The 16899-nt window shown below is 35.0% G+C and carries 21 protein-coding genes; 13 read left to right on the plus strand and 8 right to left on the minus strand.

Annotation, left to right across the window (positions count from 1 at the left end; genetic code table 11):
- Positions 1–331: 331 nt before the first annotated feature.
- The 5 genes from DNJ75_RS12675 to DNJ75_RS12695 all read right to left on the minus strand — a co-directional run bounded on the left by DNJ75_RS12675 (position 332) and on the right by DNJ75_RS12695 (position 3216).
- Positions 332–1246 carry an Rpn family recombination-promoting nuclease/putative transposase gene (locus DNJ75_RS12675; protein WP_117003827.1) on the minus strand — a complete coding sequence of 305 codons (915 nt, stop codon included), beginning with the start codon at positions 1244–1246 and terminating at the stop codon, positions 332–334.
- Positions 1247–1260: 14 nt separating this feature from the next.
- Entirely contained in the window at positions 1261–1722 is a 462-nt protein-coding gene (locus DNJ75_RS12680; RefSeq protein WP_117003828.1) for a hypothetical protein, read from the minus strand.
- Between the two features lie 3 nt (positions 1723–1725).
- Positions 1726–2064: a RecX family transcriptional regulator gene (locus DNJ75_RS12685; protein WP_117003829.1), complete on the minus strand. Its 339-nt coding sequence runs from the start codon at positions 2062–2064 to the stop codon at positions 1726–1728.
- 10 nt (positions 2065–2074) lie between these two features.
- Positions 2075–2623 (minus strand): hypothetical protein, encoded by a 549-nt coding sequence (locus tag DNJ75_RS12690; RefSeq protein ID WP_117003830.1) that lies wholly within the window; start codon positions 2621–2623, stop codon positions 2075–2077.
- 314 nt (positions 2624–2937) lie between these two features.
- On the minus strand, positions 2938–3216 hold the full coding sequence (locus DNJ75_RS12695) for a hypothetical protein (protein ID WP_117003831.1): 279 nt from the start codon (positions 3214–3216) through the stop codon (positions 2938–2940).
- 283 nt (positions 3217–3499) lie between these two features.
- Between DNJ75_RS12695 and DNJ75_RS12700 the strand changes: the two genes are divergently transcribed.
- The 5 genes from DNJ75_RS12700 to DNJ75_RS12730 all read left to right on the plus strand — a co-directional run bounded on the left by DNJ75_RS12700 (position 3500) and on the right by DNJ75_RS12730 (position 7668).
- Positions 3500–3691: a hypothetical protein gene (locus DNJ75_RS12700; RefSeq protein ID WP_117003832.1), complete on the plus strand. Its 192-nt coding sequence runs from the start codon at positions 3500–3502 to the stop codon at positions 3689–3691.
- Between the two features lie 11 nt (positions 3692–3702).
- The gene (locus DNJ75_RS12705; protein WP_157968334.1) at positions 3703–4164 is read left to right on the plus strand and encodes a hypothetical protein; all 462 of its coding nucleotides are present in this window, start codon (positions 3703–3705) and stop codon (positions 4162–4164) included.
- Positions 4165–4822: 658 nt separating this feature from the next.
- Positions 4823–6070, plus strand: coding sequence for an MFS transporter (locus DNJ75_RS12715; protein ID WP_117003835.1), 1248 nt, complete (start codon positions 4823–4825; stop codon positions 6068–6070).
- A complete protein-coding gene (locus DNJ75_RS12720) occupies positions 6060–6884 on the plus strand; it encodes a helix-turn-helix transcriptional regulator (RefSeq protein WP_117003836.1) in 825 nt (274 codons plus the stop codon). The genes DNJ75_RS12715 and DNJ75_RS12720 overlap by 11 nt, the downstream gene beginning before the upstream one ends.
- 391 nt (positions 6885–7275) lie before the next feature.
- Complete coding sequence (locus DNJ75_RS12730; RefSeq protein WP_117003838.1) at positions 7276–7668, plus strand: hypothetical protein; 393 nt, start codon at positions 7276–7278, stop codon at positions 7666–7668.
- A 14-nt stretch (positions 7669–7682) separates the two neighbouring features.
- On the opposite strand, the gene DNJ75_RS15845 is transcribed toward DNJ75_RS12730, so the two are convergent.
- The 3 genes from DNJ75_RS15845 to DNJ75_RS12745 form a co-directional block, all read right to left on the minus strand.
- Complete coding sequence (locus DNJ75_RS15845; protein WP_117003848.1) at positions 7683–7778, minus strand: helix-turn-helix domain-containing protein; 96 nt, start codon at positions 7776–7778, stop codon at positions 7683–7685.
- 9 nt (positions 7779–7787) lie between these two features.
- The gene (locus DNJ75_RS12740; RefSeq protein WP_150468919.1) at positions 7788–8402 is read right to left on the minus strand and encodes a recombinase family protein; all 615 of its coding nucleotides are present in this window, start codon (positions 8400–8402) and stop codon (positions 7788–7790) included.
- Between the two features lie 146 nt (positions 8403–8548).
- Positions 8549–8779 carry a hypothetical protein gene (locus DNJ75_RS12745; RefSeq protein ID WP_117003840.1) on the minus strand — a complete coding sequence of 77 codons (231 nt, stop codon included), beginning with the start codon at positions 8777–8779 and terminating at the stop codon, positions 8549–8551.
- Between the two features lie 170 nt (positions 8780–8949).
- Between DNJ75_RS12745 and DNJ75_RS12750 the strand changes: the two genes are divergently transcribed.
- From DNJ75_RS12750 to DNJ75_RS12785, 8 genes are all read left to right on the plus strand, one after another.
- Complete coding sequence (locus DNJ75_RS12750) at positions 8950–9960, plus strand: ParA family protein (RefSeq protein ID WP_117003841.1); 1011 nt, start codon at positions 8950–8952, stop codon at positions 9958–9960.
- Positions 9961–9974: 14 nt separating this feature from the next.
- Positions 9975–11558, plus strand: a complete 1584-nt coding sequence (locus tag DNJ75_RS12755; protein ID WP_117003842.1) for a RodZ family helix-turn-helix domain-containing protein — start codon at positions 9975–9977, stop codon at positions 11556–11558.
- 4 nt (positions 11559–11562) lie between these two features.
- Complete coding sequence (locus DNJ75_RS12760) at positions 11563–12351, plus strand: DUF2786 domain-containing protein (protein WP_117003843.1); 789 nt, start codon at positions 11563–11565, stop codon at positions 12349–12351.
- Positions 12348–13709 (plus strand): replicative DNA helicase, encoded by a 1362-nt coding sequence (gene dnaB, locus DNJ75_RS12765; protein ID WP_117003844.1) that lies wholly within the window; start codon positions 12348–12350, stop codon positions 13707–13709. The genes DNJ75_RS12760 and dnaB overlap by 4 nt, the downstream gene beginning before the upstream one ends.
- An 18-nt stretch (positions 13710–13727) precedes the next feature.
- Positions 13728–14702, plus strand: coding sequence for a virulence protein RhuM/Fic/DOC family protein (gene rhuM, locus DNJ75_RS12770; protein WP_117003845.1), 975 nt, complete (start codon positions 13728–13730; stop codon positions 14700–14702).
- A 45-nt stretch (positions 14703–14747) separates the two neighbouring features.
- On the plus strand, positions 14748–15065 hold the full coding sequence (locus DNJ75_RS12775) for a hypothetical protein (protein WP_117003846.1): 318 nt from the start codon (positions 14748–14750) through the stop codon (positions 15063–15065).
- A gap of 70 nt (positions 15066–15135) precedes the next feature.
- Positions 15136–15693 carry a hypothetical protein gene (locus DNJ75_RS12780; RefSeq protein WP_117003847.1) on the plus strand — a complete coding sequence of 186 codons (558 nt, stop codon included), beginning with the start codon at positions 15136–15138 and terminating at the stop codon, positions 15691–15693.
- A 219-nt stretch (positions 15694–15912) separates the two neighbouring features.
- On the plus strand, positions 15913–16899 hold a 987-nt coding region (locus tag DNJ75_RS12785; RefSeq protein WP_157968335.1), incomplete at its 3' end, for a hypothetical protein.

Consider the following 16899-nt stretch of genomic DNA (forward strand, 5'->3'; position numbering starts at 1 on the left):
TGAGCCAATCAGTGCCTCAATCATCAAAAAGCAGGGAGATTATCCGCCTTTCTGGCAGCGACAAAATTCATTTGTTGGCGCAATGGAAAATATTTATGAGCATTTGCGTCATAAAAATCGTAAAATTCTACTTTAACATACTTTCTTAGTACATAAGCTATCAATCATTGTCAGCCTTTTAGTGATCGGTCATCTAATCACCTCAAACAGTCTAAATCAACGACAGCGCAAGCTTAACATTAAATAACGATAACCTTGTTTGTGGCTCGCGATACAAATACGCTTCACCAAATCCTTGGCACATTTGCATCGGTCAACTTCATGGAATGGATTAGTGTTGTGTTTTGCTATCCACTTCTTTTTTAAGCTTAAGCACCGTATCAAGGTCGAGTCCAGTACCCTTTACAACTTGATCAACAGATACACCCATGCCTAAAAAGTTACGTGCTGTTTCCTGTGCTTTTAAAATAGCGCCCTGCTGCATACCCTGGTGTTTCCACTGTTCTGCTACCGTCATAACATCACCTTTTAAATCTGGTTTACTGTCAATAATTCTATCATAAAATGCGTCAGTTTCCATATCCGAATATTGCGACATATACCGAATCAAAACTTGTCGGGCAAAATGATCATAAGCTTGTATTTGATGAACGGCAATGCCAAGCTTACCGTCAATGTTCTTTTCTCTGATCGCCTTGAGTATCAACTCATACCCTGCTATAAAGCCATGCTCTAATATTTCATCATCACTGTAACGGTTAAGGTCAATAAACTGTGTTGTGAAAGCGTACTTTTCAGCTAATTCAGTATTGGCAAAGTAATCGTTAATGTTCAAACTGTGACTAAATGGCTTTTTATTGGCATAGTAAATAATCGATACCACTAACGGCAAATCTTTCGTTGTCTTGTGCCGTTTAATATAATCCAACAAGTAAGACGTTTGATAATGGCGAGTACGTATAACAATCGTGCCATCGTCACCTGTTTGTGATTCAATATGTACAAAGACAGCACCGTTTTTGCCGTCCTTGAATTTGAACAGAAAAGTAAGGTCTGACTGCTCTTTTTGCTTTTTGTTGTCCTTCTGCTGCTGCCTGATATGTTCGACATTAGCAGATTCTAACTTGACACTGTACCAATCAACTAAGGCGATAAGCTCCTTGGGCAAGTAAGTCATCAGGAAACAAATAGCAAAGTCTCTGTTGCTTATGAGGTCTTTGAATACGTTATCGTGGCGGTTGGTCATTTTTTTCTCTTTTGCTAATGTACTGTTTGATTTGACTTATTTATATTAACTTTTTCCGCATTATCACAATCAAGTATTTCACTAGTAGTTACTTGCTCATCTGCAATTATTTCCAAGGTAAATCTAAAGTAATCGCTACTGCCTTTTTCTAAGCTGCTTATACAGAGCATTCCCCTATCAACTTTAGGTAAGTAGAAAAAAACACCTCTGTAATCAGCGAAATTAAAAATCCCATGCAAAATATTATATTTCTTATTAAGATAAGATCGATAGTAATAACTTTTGCCTATGTCAAACTTAGCAGCAGCCATATCTACTATAAGTTTTTTTAACATCGGCTTTTTGACTAATTTTCCTAATTCCCAATCGTCACTTTCCGCAAAATTAGTAAAAAAGAAATCAAAAACATGTGATAACTTATCTACAGTTACAATCTTATCTTCTAACTCTTTTAAGAGTAAATTTTTACTTGCCATATCCTACCCATTATTTTTATTGAAATACCCATCAATCCCCTTTTGCACCAACTGATAATCAAAACCTTTACCTAGCAGATATTTTAACAGCTTTTGCTTCTTGTCATAATCCGTTTTGCCTTTGATTAATGGATACTTAGAACTAATTCTGCGTAGGACATTATTAAGCTGCTGCGCCTCGTCAACAATAACTAACTTATCAATCATGCTTTGTGGTATGGCTTTCTTTTTAAGCTTATCAATCAATGCCCCCGTTGATATATCTTGATTACTTTCAATGATACGCCTTGCTTTGTTTTCCAGTAGGATATTATCGGTAATGTTGGCGTTGTCTAGGCTCATTTCTCAAACCTTATTTGATTGGAACAACTTTATTATCCAATGCTTTTAAATTCATGTGTACATGGTCACATAATGAGTCAAGAATATTATGCACATCACCTAAGCCGCGAAACTTTTGATTTAACAAATTAGCAAGTAAACATTCAACTCCTCTTAATAACATTTCAGGCTTGCGCATTGTTTCAGGTAGCTCATGAATCGAACTAAACAGCGTTGTTGACAATTCTTGACCTAAATAGTTCATGCCATTTTCAAAGTCATTTTCCCCAATATCTGAAATCGAATATTTAACACCACCTGACGCTTGCTTTTTGCGTATATTTTTAAGCCCACCTTGCTGTATGGCTGCTTCTGTCTCCTTGTACAACGCATAAGAAGCACCCTCTTGGTTTAACTCTAAAAGATCAGCTACCGTTGAAACGCACCCCGCTAATACAACCGCCATTATTGGTATAGATTTAGCCGTTTTGCTTTTACCATCATCAACTAGATTAACCATTTCACCAAGTTTTTGTAACACCTCAAATTGAAGTGCTTGAATTTGCTTTTGATTGCTCATGCCTTATACCTTAATTTTTAAACTTCCCTAAACTCAACCACATCATTTAAACATACACCACTTTGTTTGTCATTATCTGGCGACTTAATCCATATTATCGATGATCTTACATTGTAATTATCCCTTGGCGTTCATAACACTGTTATTTTGTGATCAATAATCTTCAGCTATGGCTTCAGCAACTTCCTAATGCCCATTACTAAAGGACTTTTGCTAAATCACACAACATAAAATACTTGAAAATTTATCAAAAGTTGGGACTGGATAGTCTACTTTTAGATTGAACTACTTTGTTGCGATATGTGATTGATTTATTAAGACGCATTGCAAGCCGTTTGCGTTAGCTTACCATAACTTATCACTTTTCTTTTAGCTAATTTAACATAATAGCATTGCCCACTACTATTATCCTTATACTTTAACAACTCAACACCATCCTCAGCACTGCTACTCAATGGGTGACCCATTACTTTTACAACTTTCTTTTTTTTCATACCAACAGTCAGCTTATTAATTGATTTAGATGGGATTCTCGTACACGAGCAAACGGCAAAAATCACAGACATCATCAATAGCAGGAATTTATATTTCATATGTAACTCAACTTACATCAATCAACCTAGGCTCCAAGCCTACCATTAAGCTTGGCTCTCTTTCATCTATTGACTGTATCTTTGAGTAATAAATACACATAAAGTCATATAAAAATTATATCCAAGCATGGAAATGTAGCACACTTTTATAACTTAATAATACATTGAGGTATAGGCTTTAATTTATTAGCTCAGACTCCTTAGTCCCAATATATTTTTTAGACTTGATTGGCTAACGTATCTTTGGCAGACTATCAAAAACATTTTGGTTTGTGGGTGTGTTATGTCTATACCAATATCATTAGTACGTGACGACTGCGATGATTTGATTGATGCCTTTGATTATATTGGCAATATTAGTTCAATGATCGAAGAACGCTATCATGGTGATCAATTGCAAGCCAATAGATACCCACGGGCTGAGCCCGTGGTACTTGAGCGGCAGAGCCGCTGCACAACTTCGTTATGCGGTTAACGCCCCACGTTGTGAAGCGACCAAAATTAAATACTCAATTTAATTTTGGTATTCTCATTCACCCACGGGTGACACCCGTGGTACTCTGTCTTCGACCGCATAGACTCATCACTGAAATTGCTGATTCAGTCTACAAAATTACACATGAAAAGTATGATTTCTTAGCCTTAATTGTCATTAGTTTTCATGGTTGGAATTTATGCCAACTATCTTATGAGGTATCAGAGTTTACTTTTAACAAAAAGTTTGAGAAAAAAGTTAAGGAACTTCATCGTGAACTTAAAAGCAACAAGATGATTATGTCACCTAAAGCTATCGCTAAAGCATTGTACATAGCATGCCAGTTGAAATTAGCTTACTACGATGACGAAGAATTTGATATAAAACTATTATCCTTTGAACTTGCTCCAGACCATGATGGCGAAATGTGTTTGCAAGTCAAATGGCAAAAGGAATCGTTTGATTATTACTGATAAAAGACTTTTCTCATACTCATACTCATCCTCAGATTCAATCGTCCACATAACCAAATCCTTTCTCACAAAAGCTGACCCTTTAATCTTCACTGCCTCACTCGGTACCGTATAAGGCTTCTTTAAATAAAACACCCCAGTGTATCTATGCCCTATCGGCAACTTTTGCCTTTTATCCTCAAGCTTGGCTATCATTTTGTTGACATAATCAAGGGTGTTGTTGAAGTCCGTTTCACTGAATTGTTCGATAAAGGTTTTCTTTTTATAATTGAGCAAATACACAATTTGGTTAAGCATATTAATGTCACTTTTAGTGTGTTTACGTTCAGCGATCATCATTAATTTTTTCAAATGTTTATTAGACAAGATAGATAATATACACTGCTAAAGTCGATGATAGTCACTTATGAAGCCTTAAAAAGCAACTGACGTTTCATCTGGTTTTATACATTCAGAAGCAAATTAATACATTTATGTTTGAGTTATATTCCCTTTGATGTGCTAGGCTTTTATCATGACTGATGGAATTGCTTTTGGTGCCAATATGAGCCTGAGTTCTTGTAACTTTGTTTGCTTGGCGTTTTGTGCAAAAAAAACTAAACTAAGGGAGCAATAGTGGGTTTTGGTCATATTCTTGCTAGCCCATGTTGTTTAAACGATGAATAATCAATTTAAAAAGGTTATGCCAGTTTTGGGTGGGAACATCCTTGAAGCATATGATTTTTGTCTATACGGGCTTCTTGCTCCTGTCTTTGCTAAAGTTTTTTTCCCAGAAAGCTTCGAGCACTCTCTACTTGCGACGTTCTTAATTTTTTCTATGGCTTACATTGCTAGACCTTTTGGTTCAGTAGTCTGGGGATTAGTTGCAGATAGATATGGGAGAAAATGTGTTTTACTTGGAACTATTAGCCTTATGGCGATATGTGCTGTTGGAATGGCAATTATGCCAAGTCATTCTTATGCTGGTGGTTTAATTTGCGTTCTGGTCGTAATATTAAGGATATTACAGGGAATTGCTTTTGGTGGTGAGTTTCCGACTGTAATTGTGACTCTTTATGAATTGGCACCAGAAGATAAAAAAGGATTTTATGGCAGTTTTGCAGATGGAGTTGCTATTGTCGGATATTTAACTGGAATTATAATTTTAATCATACTTAAAACGGTGCTAACTGAACCTCAACTACATCAGTGGGGATGGCGTCTAATGTTTGGTTTATCTGTAATATTTATATTTGCTGTTGGTTGGATTAGGAAAAGTTTAAGCGAAACAATTCCAATTAAACAACGTACTTTTTCATTAGCAGAAATTGTACGAGAGAATACACAGAATATTGGAGATATTGGCAAAATTTTTTTATACATGTTTGCTCCATCATGTCTATTTTTTAACTTTGTTTTTTACATTCACGCCGTGATCGGAGCAAATAACAATTTATCAGACATACAGATATCTACGATTCATATGCTGATAGTTATTTTGTTTATAGCTTTGCTCCCAACGATCGGTTTTTTTTCCGACAAAGTTAACCGTAGTAAATTGCTAAAGTACAGTTATATTGCGTTAATAGTATTCGCTATCCCTTTGTATCAGTCTCTGTTTAGCATCAACACTATGACTGTTATTACGGCTTACATTATATTTGCCATTTTTACAGCGATTTCAGTTAGTACTTTTGTTGCTGTAATTGTCAGACAAGCACCAGAAAATAGCCGTGTAACTTCCATCGGAATCGGACACAGTATTGCTGTGATTTTTGGTTCATTCGCACCAAGTATTAATCAATTTTTAACGAATTTTATTGATACCAGCATGGCTCCAGCACTTTATATTATTTTATGCGCATTAATTTCGGTAATTACATTGGTCTACATGAAAAATAGTCAGGAGCTCAAACATGGAACATGAATGCAAAAATTTTGAATCAATGCACGTTTTTAAGTCAATGCCAGAGGTTATTAAAATTTCTGAACCACTTTATGAAGATAGCGGTGTGCACTTCTTAACTTATTGTAAACATTACACTAGTGGTGAGTTCAGTGATTTAGGAACTCCTCGTGAGTGGGCTCTTCATTATTTGAATAATCACCTTAAACCTGAGAATTCTGTGCATAGATTTACTGAAGGTATTAATTATTGGCGTAGAAATACAAACGAATATATTTCTGACATTGCTGAAGATGCACGTGAAAATTTTGACATTGATGCCAGAATAGAATTTGTTATACGTGATAAAGTAAAGGACTGCTTTCACATGTATTCTTTCCATTCAAATAAAAAAAACGCAGACAAAGCCTATCGATTCTACGACCTACATCGTGCTAAGTTATTAAAATTCATTAGCTACTTTAACCACAAAGCATCACATTTAATTGCCGAAGCAGACCTACCTGAAAACAGAATTCAAATACCCAACTACTCACCTCCTAATTCATTACAGCAAGCAAAACGAGACTATGCCGCTGAACTTAGGCAGGAAAATGCAAGTTTTGAGCTAAAAGATAGGGAGTTTGAAGTTATGATTTTGTATGCTAGTGGTTGCACAGAAAGACAAATTGCCGATATGTTAAATAAATCACAATTCACGGTAAATACCTATCTCAAAACCATCCGTGACAAAACAAATTGTCGTGATAGAAAATCACTACACAGTTATGTCTCAGAGCATGGTTGGCATGGCTTGGAGCAGTTTTTTTTTAGCTACATTCCAGAGTATCACTAAAAATATTCTCATTTTTTGTATAAAAATACCCCTCAACTAGAGGATTTTTAATTTACCCAAAAACGTTCATCATCAGGGAAGTCAAACACATCTTCTTGGAGTATGATAAATGTTTACCTCATCAGACAATTTTTTGCATCACAAAGACTACTACCATTCTTATAAGAACAAAAACTCTTCTTTTGAGTACGTTTTATCAGAATCATCTAATTCACGCTGTGTAAGCATAAACGAAATAAATCAACTCTGTACCCACCACTTCGGCGATCAAGCTCATTTAGCCAAACAAAAACTACTCTCTGGTGAATCTGTCTTAATCCTTGGCAAAGGCTATTTACGCTTGCAACCCATTGAACAGGATGCCGTTCTGTTTTAACACAAGGAGTCAACAATGAGCGAAGAACTATTAACCCTTTTGACCTCAAGTTTAGAAGCTTATGATGCAATTATTATTGCTGAGGATAAAAACACGTATATCCATGGTGTTATTGATGCAGTGCAGAAAGTGAATGAAAAATATTTGCTCCCCATCTATATTGCTAAAACAACTTCTCAACTTGCCAGATTAAAACAAAAGCTTGATGCAACTGCACTAAGAACCTTTTATATTTTAGACAATAAGTACACCATCGAGGAGAATGAGCCTAAAGGTCAGGAGCTAATTGAACAATGGCAGCTTGAAAATGATTGCGTCATGATCACCTCAAGCTATTTTGCCATGCGTGAACAAAAGCCACCCTACCCTGTCTTTGATAAACTAATGCCTGAATTTGATCTTTGCTAACGATTGGTGATTTTTCAACTTACTGATTTTCTGAGAATTTTATAAACACTATCCCGACAAATACCCAACTCACTGGCAATTTTGGTGGCACCTATGCCTTGATTGTAAATCTCAACTACTCAACCAGTTTTATTATCAGCATACCACTTCACATAGTTATAAAATGTCTTGCGACTAACGCCAATAATATCAGCAAGTTTTTCAACACTCCTTTTATTCTTGCTATTTTTTGAATCCTTAGCTAATTCAGTTTGATAAAGATTATAAGCAATCTCAGCTTTGTCCTTGGCTTCATTACTTAAGCCTTTCTTACGCCCTCCAGTTCTACCACGAACTTTAGCTGCTTTAAGTCCTATTTGTGTTCGTTCGATAATTAAGTTGCGCTCAAAATCTGCAATCGCAGCAAAAAGATTAAAAACCAATTTTCCTGTTGCTGTCGTGGTATTGATACTTTCCGATAAACTCACCAGTGCAACGCCTTTTTTATCAAAAACTGTCATTAACTCTATGAGGTGTTGAATAGATCGCCCTAGCCTGTCTAGCCGATAGGTAATAATTTGATCACCTTTCCTCAGTGATTTTAATAACTCATTTAGTTGAGGTCTTGAGATGTCCTTACCACTGGCTTCATCAATATATATTTCATCGTACCCATAATTTTTAAGCTCGTCTAATTGGCTGTCAATATTTTGTGCTGTCGTTGAGATTCTGGCATAAGCTTTTTTCATTGTCATAATTGTGGTTGTCAACTCATGTAAATATTCAAAATTTATATTTGATTTATTATATGACACTTTTACACATACGCAAGCTTATAACTTCGTTGTTACAGCAAATTTAAAAAATGGGTAGCCAAACGATGGTTTTGGTACACAGCTTATTATGGTGCCCCGCCCTCTCCATCGATACTATCAATTCTTCTAAACAATTCCTTAACGACAATTCTGACCATTGCTGTATTACCTGATTGCTTTGCTTGTCGGTAACATCTTGCTATTACTTCAATTAAGCCAGTGTCAGATAACTTTTGTTCGCTGCCTACGCTGTCGAGCAGCAATTGATAATCTCGCTCACGTTTGGCTTTCATTCTTTGGGTGCTTGATTTTGGCATAGACATTCCTATTTAATTGAACTTAAGTAATTTAACTTAGATTGAACTTAAACCTTACCAGATTAATAAAATCCAAAACAATGAATTATAATAACAATTCATTGACACTACACCTAATACTTATATAATTAGATGTATAAACCGATATATTTTACAGGATACATCTAAAAATGGATAAAGAGTTTTATACAAGCACTGATATTAGAAAAATATTCTATTATGATGATAGATATAAATCTGTACAAACTTTATATAATGCAGAAGAGCGTGGAGAAATTCCTCACGCAACAAGAATTGATAGAGGGCAAGTTAGTGTAAGAAACTGGCGTTATACAGAACTTCCCGAAATTGGGGAACGATTTGGTTTTATTGAAAAACCACCCCGACAACTCATATATACTAAATATATACAGAAAGGTGGTGTTTATAAAACTACCACTACCTTTAATGAAGCAATAACCTTTGCTTTAAATGGTCTAAAGACTCTAATTATTGGTCAAGATTTTGAACTATCTATAACTGACATCATATTTCCTACTCAAGTTGAAAAACTTGATGATTCAGAAAGAAAAATTGGATTGTACCATTTCTTGGTTGGTGAAGCCTCTATTGATGATATAATTTACAACACAGCATTACCTACTCTTGATGTAATCCCAGAGACGCATGATCTAGTTGTTTTAGACAAGTGGCTCAATCAACAGCAAAGACGAGAGTATATATATCAGGATAAGTTAATCCCCGAACTTAGTAAGTATGATGTAATAATATTTGATCACAACCCTAGTTGGAATCATTTAATAGAAAATACTATTACTTGTTCACATGCAGTCGTCTCTCCACTAGGTTGTAACTTATTGGCTTACAATGCTTCTGAAACAAACTTATCTACAATTCTTGATTTTCAAGAAAGCATGAAATTAACACACCAACCATTAATAATGTTCCCAACTGCATTGGAAAATACAAATTTAAGTAAACAAATATATGCCCAATATATATATAAATTCTCAGATATAACTATTCCAACACCTATAAGAGTGTCTGTGAAATATCAAGAAGCTACTATTAACAGACAATCAATAATTGAATACGCACCATCAAGTCAATCTTCAAGAGAATATTATGAATTAATAACAGATCTCTGGAAAAGACTTATCAGCGCACTATCAGAAAAATAAAGTGAGTATAAAATATGGCGCTTAAAAAAGATGTTTTTAACAAGTACATACAAACACGTGAGTCTAGTGATTTGAACGATGCTTTAGCTAGAAAAAGAAAGTATACTCATAATAAAGTATTTTCTCTTAGTGAAGATGAGCAAAATCAATCAGGTAATAATACTCCTTCAAACGCTAGTCAAACACTAGTCAAAAGCTCTTCAGATGCTAGTCAAACACCAGTCAATAGCTCTTCAGATGCTAGTCAAAAACTAGTCAATGACCCTTCAAACGCTAGTCAAACACCAGTCAATAGCTCTTCAGATGCTAGTCAAAAACTAGTCAATGACCCTTCAAACGCTAGTCAAACACCAGTCAATAGCTCTTCAGATGCTAGTCAAAAACTAGTCAATGACCCTTCAAACGCTAGTCAAACACCAGTCAATAGCTCTTCAGATGCTAGTCAAAAACTAGTCAATGACCCTTCAAACGCTAGTCAAACACCAGTCAATAGCTCTTCAGATGCTAGTCAAAAATATAATAGTATTGAACTTGATAGCCTGTCTGGGTTACAACGTGATATTGTGAATTTCATGCTTAATAATCTTGAAAATAAACCTTTAAGAATTACAGTTAAAGTAACAACTGCAATGCTCATAGATGCCTTAAAATCTAGTAAAAGTATGGTTGAGCAAGGTGTTTATAGGTTAAAAGGAAAAGGGTATATTGATCTTTATAAGAGGAAAAATGGCAGAGGTGGATGGTGTCAATATAAGTTACACAAAAATCTACAAATCGAAAAAGTAAATATTCAGTTAGTTAACCAAAGAGATGAATCAACCTTTATATATAATAGTAATACTACTAATACTATAAACAAATATAGTAACGACACCAAAGAACAAAAACCAACCACACCACAAAACGATCAATTAATCGATTTGATCAAAAAGCAAAACGATCAATTTCAACAACAGATAGCAGAACTACAAAAACAATTTTTACAACAGGCTCCACAAACCCAACCTGAAATAAAAACCGTCACTGTGACAGAGTCAACCGAAAACAACACCCTTGAATCAGACAATGACGACTGGGCTAACCTTGATTTTTCATCATTAACTGAATTTGGATTTACCAAGCGTCATGTTACCCAGATTAAAAACTTTAATAAAAACTTAGATGCTGATAACCAACTAACTGTCGATAGCGTCCAAGAGTCTATTGAGCATTATGCTTGGGCTTTACAAAACCGTTTAGAGGAAATGGCAAGCTATGCCCCTACTAATAATCGTTTGCGTGGATTGATAGGGGTACTTAAAAAGGGTGGTAACTGGACAGAAGCTAATTACAAATCACCTGAAGATTTAGCGTTTGAAGCGTCATTGAAAGCAAAAGAAGAACGCTTACTTAAACTTAAAGAGCAAAAAGAGCGTGTATTAAACATTGAATTTGAGTTATGGCGTGAATCTTTAACGGCAACTGAAATTACTGACATTGAGGAAAAGGGCGAACTTAAAGGCAAGATGCCACCCTCAGCTTTCAAAAATAAGGGTGACAACAAGCACTACGTAGCCGCGTTGAAAACGTACTTTAAAAACAACGTCTACAAGGGATAATGGTATGACAAATGATAAAATAAATCAAACTGTGAACACTGACAAAATTGAAAAGCAAAAAGACAAAATCAGGAAACTGCTTGAATTATCCTTATCAGATAATGAAAACGAAGCAAGTATCGCTTTAAAACAAGCGATGTCATTGATGAATGCACACAACATCACTAAAGATGAAGTGTATGGGCAAAATATGGCAAATAAAGTGATTACTACGCCTTATTATCGTATTCCTGATTGGTATGTAACGTTACATAATACGATGGCAAAGGTATCAGGCTGCTTTTCTGTGTATTGCAACGGTGATTCTTATGATGATACGTTCGGTTATATTCAAATCACAGGGCGACAACGTGACGTTGATAATGCAGAATATTTAATTGTTTTTTTAAGTCGAGAGATCGAGAAAAGCGTTAATCAATATAAAGCCCAGTTGAAAAAAAGAAACGTTAAAACGCAAATTGCATCACGAGTAAAAGCCTATCGTATGGGTTTTATCAGCAGAATCTATAACAAGATGTATGAATGTCAAAACCAGTTTTTTAGTCGTGCCAATACTGAAAACGAAACAGATCAATCAAAAGGCAGTGAGATTATTTGTATTGATATAGCATCAAGAATTGATGATGCTAGAACTTACTATACCAATGTTTTAGGTCAGACATTTTATAGGGCATCTTCTCAAGCAAGGTATTTAAACAACTCAATGAATGACGGCTCAAAGGCAGCCGAACAGTTATCGATTAATCAGGCAGTGAATCAGCAAGAATCAATCAAGGGGTTGGGGATATTATGATGAACACCAACTCAGTTAATGCGAATAAACTTAATAATGACAGCTCATTATCAGCCGAAAGGTCAGTTATTGGTTCATTGATCTTAGATAACGATGTCTATGACCGTATTAGTGATATATTAACACCACAAGATTTTTTTGCCCCTGCACACAAGATTGTCTATCAACATATTCAAAAAATGGCAAACGAGGGTAGGGCATACGATTTAGTAACACTTTTTGATTCATTGCAAAGTCAAGACTTAGGCGAATTAGCAGGGGGGTTGCATTATTTAGCTGAAATCGCAAAAGATACACCCACTACTGTTAATGCGAAAGCCTACGCTGAGATTGTCAGAAACAAAGCGATTAAACGTAAACTTTCCAAAGCATTGCTTGAAGCAAATGAGATGTTACATGGTCAAGGATTATCTGAGGAAGATGTTTTAGATAAAGTCGAGCAAGCGGTTTTAACGGTACGTCAAGATATAGACAGTGGTGATAATGATTTTATTTCGGCTAAGGCAGTGATTCCACAAATCATTGATTATCTTGATGAGCTTTCTGATAATGACGGTTTAGCGGGGTTGCCAACAGGATTCATTGATTTAGATAATAAGTTGTGTGGGTTACGTGAAGAACAACTAATCATTGTTGCAGGTCGTCCGGCAATGGGTAAAACAACCTTTGCCATGAATATCGCTGAAGCGGTGTTAACACAAACAGACAAATCAGTTTTAGTGTTTTCAATGGAGATGTCAGCTAAAGACATTATGATGCGTATGGCATCCTCTTTAGGCTTGTTGTCCTTTTCAAAGATCAGATCAGCACAACTGGAAGATGATGATTGGGCTAAATTGACCTTGGCATTTGCCAAAGTCGAAAATATGAAGCTATCGATTGTTGATAAAGCGGCTTTGACACCAACAGAAGTTAAGCATAAGGCGCGTAAATTTAAACGTGAAAATCCAGACTTAGGTTTGATCGTGATTGATTACTTACAGTTAATGCAAAGCCCTGCCTATCAAAACAATCGTAACCTTGAAATATCGAACATATCAGGGCAGTTAAAAGCGTTAGCCAAAGAATTAAAGGTTCCAGTTATTGCTTTGTCTCAGTTAAACCGTGGTTTAGAAGATAGAGCCAATAAAAAGCCGATGATGCGTGACTTAAGGGATTCAGGAAGTATTGAACAAGATGCTGATGTGATTATGTTTGTTCATCGTGAAGAAGTGTACAAACCTGATGACCCTGATTTGAAAGGCTTAGCAGAAGTTGTAATTGGCAAGCAAAGAAATGGTGAAATAGGGGATGTTGGCTTGATGTTTAGGGGTGAATTTTGTAAGTTTGCCAATAGGGAGTATAGGTTTTATGGTTAGGGAGGATTTGTTATTAACATGAGCCAAGAAATTATTGCTTTTAATACAGGCACAGGCGATATTGAAGTAAATTTTGATGTTGATAACGAAACGGTCTGGTTGTCTCAAGGTCAAATGGTACAATTATTTGATCGTGATCAATCAGTAATTTCACGACACATCAGAAATATTTTTAAAGATGGTGAAATTGATGAAAAAAGCAATATGCAAAAAATGCATATTAGTGGTTCTGACAAGCCTGTAACTTTTTTTAGCTTAGATATTATTTTATCAGTCGGTTATCGTGTTAACTCTAAAAAAGGAGTGCAGTTTCGACAGTGGGCAAACAAAATTTTAAAAGATCACTTAATCAAAGGATATACTTTGAACGAAAAGCGATTGCAAGAGCAATCACATCAAATTCAACAACTAGAAAAAACATTGTCATTGATACAAAGTGTTGAATACGACAAATTATCTCAAAATGAGTCCAGTGGCTTATTAACGGTATTGACTGAATATACCCATAGTTTTATTCTGTTGAATCAGTATGATTCAGATAGATTAAAGATCGACAATCTAAGTGATAACATTATTGACGAGATTGATTATGTTGCAGCAACCAAAGCGATTGAGCGTTTAAAAAAAAGGTTGATTGATAAAAAAGAAGCAACAGAACTATTTGGTAATCAAAAGGATAATAGCTTTGAAGGCTTGCTTGGTAATGTTATGCAAAGTTTTGGTAGTGAGTATCTGTATCCTAGTATTGAAGAGCAGGCGGCACACTTGCTTTATTTCATTATTAAAAATCATCCATTTACAGATGGTAATAAACGAATTGGTGCTTTTATGTTTATATGGTTTTTAGAAAGAAACAAGCATCATCTTAAGCATAATGGTGATCAAAAGATCAGTGACAATGCACTTGTTGCCATTGCGTTACTAGTTGCACAAAGTGATCCATCACAAAAAGAGGTGATTATTAAGCTTGTTATTAACTTAATCAAAAACTAAAAGCTAAAATTAAAAAATTTTGAACAGATGATAAGGAAAATAGTGATGATTGAATATCTTTTAAAGTTAAATGATGACAAAGCGTCAAGTAAAAGGCTCGCTAAAATTAAAGATGGTCATTTTTGTGTTAGCTACAAAGTAGGTCGTAGAACAGAAACTTATGATATAGCGCTTGAGCGATGTCCAGATCATGCTGAAACAGTTAAATGGGCATGGCACTTATTGGGCAAGGAAACGATGACCAAAGAGGCGGTGGCAGATTTTTTGTTAGTGGCTTTTAATCATAATCAAAAAAAGATGATTAAAATGATTGCTGATCAAATAAAAGGTGTTACTACAGCAAATAACACAAAAGGTGAATAAAATAAAAACCTTGTCACTTAGTGTCATTTTGTCAGTTTGCCAATAGAGAGTATAGTGTTTATGATAACAGATGAGTGTAAAAAAAGCAGAAAGTGATGAGGTCATTGAATTGTCTGAAGTTAGACCAGAAAAAATATTCAACAGTAGAGATTTAGGAAGATACTACATATGCCGCCGTTTTTATCCGCAATTCATGCAATTTTTTGGATTTGATGCTGACATTCAGTGTGTGATTGAAGATGAAGAAGATAAAAAAGATAACAAAGAGTCTAAAGCAGCTAAAATAGTCGAAGATGACAATGAGATTAATCGAATGGATGCCATGCAAACGTATGGCACATTGAATTATTTTTATACAGAGGTTCAGGGGTATGAATTTTCGGTGAAGCTATTTTCATCGCTGAGTTTAGATGAATTTTTTGGTAAGTTGGTTTTGTTGAATGAAGTCAGACGCTACATTAAAAAATATCATTGCAACGTGAGTGAAGCAATAATCAATCTATTGGCAGATCATGGCGCGTTTTGTGTTATTGAACAGGATATTAATGAGATGATTGCGCTTAAATATAGTGAGGAGATAGCGGATTTAGATGATGATCTGTGGGGAGATGGTAAGACGGTGCATTGAGTATTTGTGTTGTTATTGTGACTCAATAACTTCATTATGGCGGTGACTGACAATTGAATACGGTTTGCTACATAAAATAAATTTTTATATTTTGTCACCTTGCTACAGTATCTCAAAAGAGTCTTTATTGTAGGCATCGATGCTTTTATGCGATGGTCAAAGAGGAAATTTGGGTTAGTTTTGTGCTATACCCTAGCCGGTGTCTTTTTGCTTTTTGTGGTGTCTGTTGGTGATTATGCTCTGGATGTTATAAGTTCAGAAAGTTCCTTAAAAAATCAAGCTAATTCGGCAGTTGATAAGTTTGCTAAACGTGATCATGAAATATTGGACAAGGTACGATCAAGTATTAATAGTGAAACTCACTTCTCGGAGATCAAGATTCATGAGGCAATAGTTTATTATTATGCTGTTTTAAAAGATGTTGCTATAAATAGTTTTTCACCCATTAGTTTGTTTTATATATCAAGTACAGAAGATAGTGTTTACATTGATCAAACGGGTATTTATCATCCAAGACAGGATATTTATCCGATAAGCGAAAAGCGGGCATTAATTTCTCATTATTATGGTGCTAATAAAGGTGTAGTTTCTGATATATATCTTGCCTGTCACGTAGTTAAATATAAACAGCATGTTATTGGTCAAATATGCATCACAGACAAATTTGATACTTTGCGTATAGAAATATTAAAATCAGTAAATTCTAATTGGTTTAACATCAATATAAAGCGTATTGGTCATGAGATAATAGTTGAAATTTCAACTCGGAATCTTGTGTTAAATTATTTTGTATTTGTTTCTGAAAAGAGTTGGATTTATATCATTATTTTATGGGTGTTGCTATTGCTTAGTTTTATTCATTACAGCATCCGCATATCACGTGAATTAACAGCACTTGAGCAAGCGAGCAAAGATTCACATGATAAGCATGTTTTGATTCACTACTTTAAGCAAGCTTTTGAATCTCGTTTAAAACACATAGAAAAATGGGTGTTTGATCAAAATAAAGCAAATCATTTACAAAATACACCTGTAACAGTAAGTAGTAAGCATTTAAAAGTGGATCAAACTTGTTTGTTTCGAGCATTAGAAAAAAACGATATAGACATAATTATCAATTATTTTCACTTATTAAGTGCACAGAAAAATATAAGATTAAGCTATACAATTGATTTTACCGTTGAGTGCAGACATTTTGACGTCTTT

The sequence above is a fragment of the Cysteiniphilum litorale genome (assembly GCF_003428165.1).
GTDB lineage: Bacteria > Pseudomonadota > Gammaproteobacteria > Francisellales > Francisellaceae > Caedibacter > Caedibacter litoralis.

What these genes read in the sequence shown, in the direction of transcription:
- DNJ75_RS12675 (WP_117003827.1), bottom strand. Translation starts at nt 1,246, where the DNA reads ATGACCAACCGCCACGATAACGTATTCAAAGACCTCATAAGCAACAGA.
- DNJ75_RS12680 (WP_117003828.1), bottom strand. Translation starts at nt 1,722, where the DNA reads ATGGCAAGTAAAAATTTACTCTTAAAAGAGTTAGAAGATAAGATTGTA.
- DNJ75_RS12685 (WP_117003829.1), bottom strand. Translation starts at nt 2,064, where the DNA reads ATGAGCCTAGACAACGCCAACATTACCGATAATATCCTACTGGAAAAC.
- DNJ75_RS12690 (WP_117003830.1), bottom strand. Translation starts at nt 2,623, where the DNA reads ATGAGCAATCAAAAGCAAATTCAAGCACTTCAATTTGAGGTGTTACAA.
- DNJ75_RS12695 (WP_117003831.1), bottom strand. Translation starts at nt 3,216, where the DNA reads ATGAAATATAAATTCCTGCTATTGATGATGTCTGTGATTTTTGCCGTT.
- DNJ75_RS12700 (WP_117003832.1), top strand. Translation starts at nt 3,500, where the DNA reads ATGTCTATACCAATATCATTAGTACGTGACGACTGCGATGATTTGATT.
- DNJ75_RS12715 (WP_117003835.1), top strand. Translation starts at nt 4,823, where the DNA reads ATGAATAATCAATTTAAAAAGGTTATGCCAGTTTTGGGTGGGAACATC.
- DNJ75_RS12720 (WP_117003836.1), top strand. Translation starts at nt 6,060, where the DNA reads ATGGAACATGAATGCAAAAATTTTGAATCAATGCACGTTTTTAAGTCA.
- DNJ75_RS12730 (WP_117003838.1), top strand. Translation starts at nt 7,276, where the DNA reads ATGAGCGAAGAACTATTAACCCTTTTGACCTCAAGTTTAGAAGCTTAT.
- DNJ75_RS12740 (WP_150468919.1), bottom strand. Translation starts at nt 8,402, where the DNA reads ATGACAATGAAAAAAGCTTATGCCAGAATCTCAACGACAGCACAAAAT.
- DNJ75_RS12745 (WP_117003840.1), bottom strand. Translation starts at nt 8,779, where the DNA reads ATGCCAAAATCAAGCACCCAAAGAATGAAAGCCAAACGTGAGCGAGAT.
- DNJ75_RS12750 (WP_117003841.1), top strand. Translation starts at nt 8,950, where the DNA reads ATGGATAAAGAGTTTTATACAAGCACTGATATTAGAAAAATATTCTAT.
- DNJ75_RS12755 (WP_117003842.1), top strand. Translation starts at nt 9,975, where the DNA reads ATGGCGCTTAAAAAAGATGTTTTTAACAAGTACATACAAACACGTGAG.
- DNJ75_RS12760 (WP_117003843.1), top strand. Translation starts at nt 11,563, where the DNA reads ATGACAAATGATAAAATAAATCAAACTGTGAACACTGACAAAATTGAA.
- dnaB (WP_117003844.1), top strand. Translation starts at nt 12,348, where the DNA reads ATGATGAACACCAACTCAGTTAATGCGAATAAACTTAATAATGACAGC.
- rhuM (WP_117003845.1), top strand. Translation starts at nt 13,728, where the DNA reads ATGAGCCAAGAAATTATTGCTTTTAATACAGGCACAGGCGATATTGAA.
- DNJ75_RS12775 (WP_117003846.1), top strand. Translation starts at nt 14,748, where the DNA reads ATGATTGAATATCTTTTAAAGTTAAATGATGACAAAGCGTCAAGTAAA.
- DNJ75_RS12780 (WP_117003847.1), top strand. Translation starts at nt 15,136, where the DNA reads ATGAGTGTAAAAAAAGCAGAAAGTGATGAGGTCATTGAATTGTCTGAA.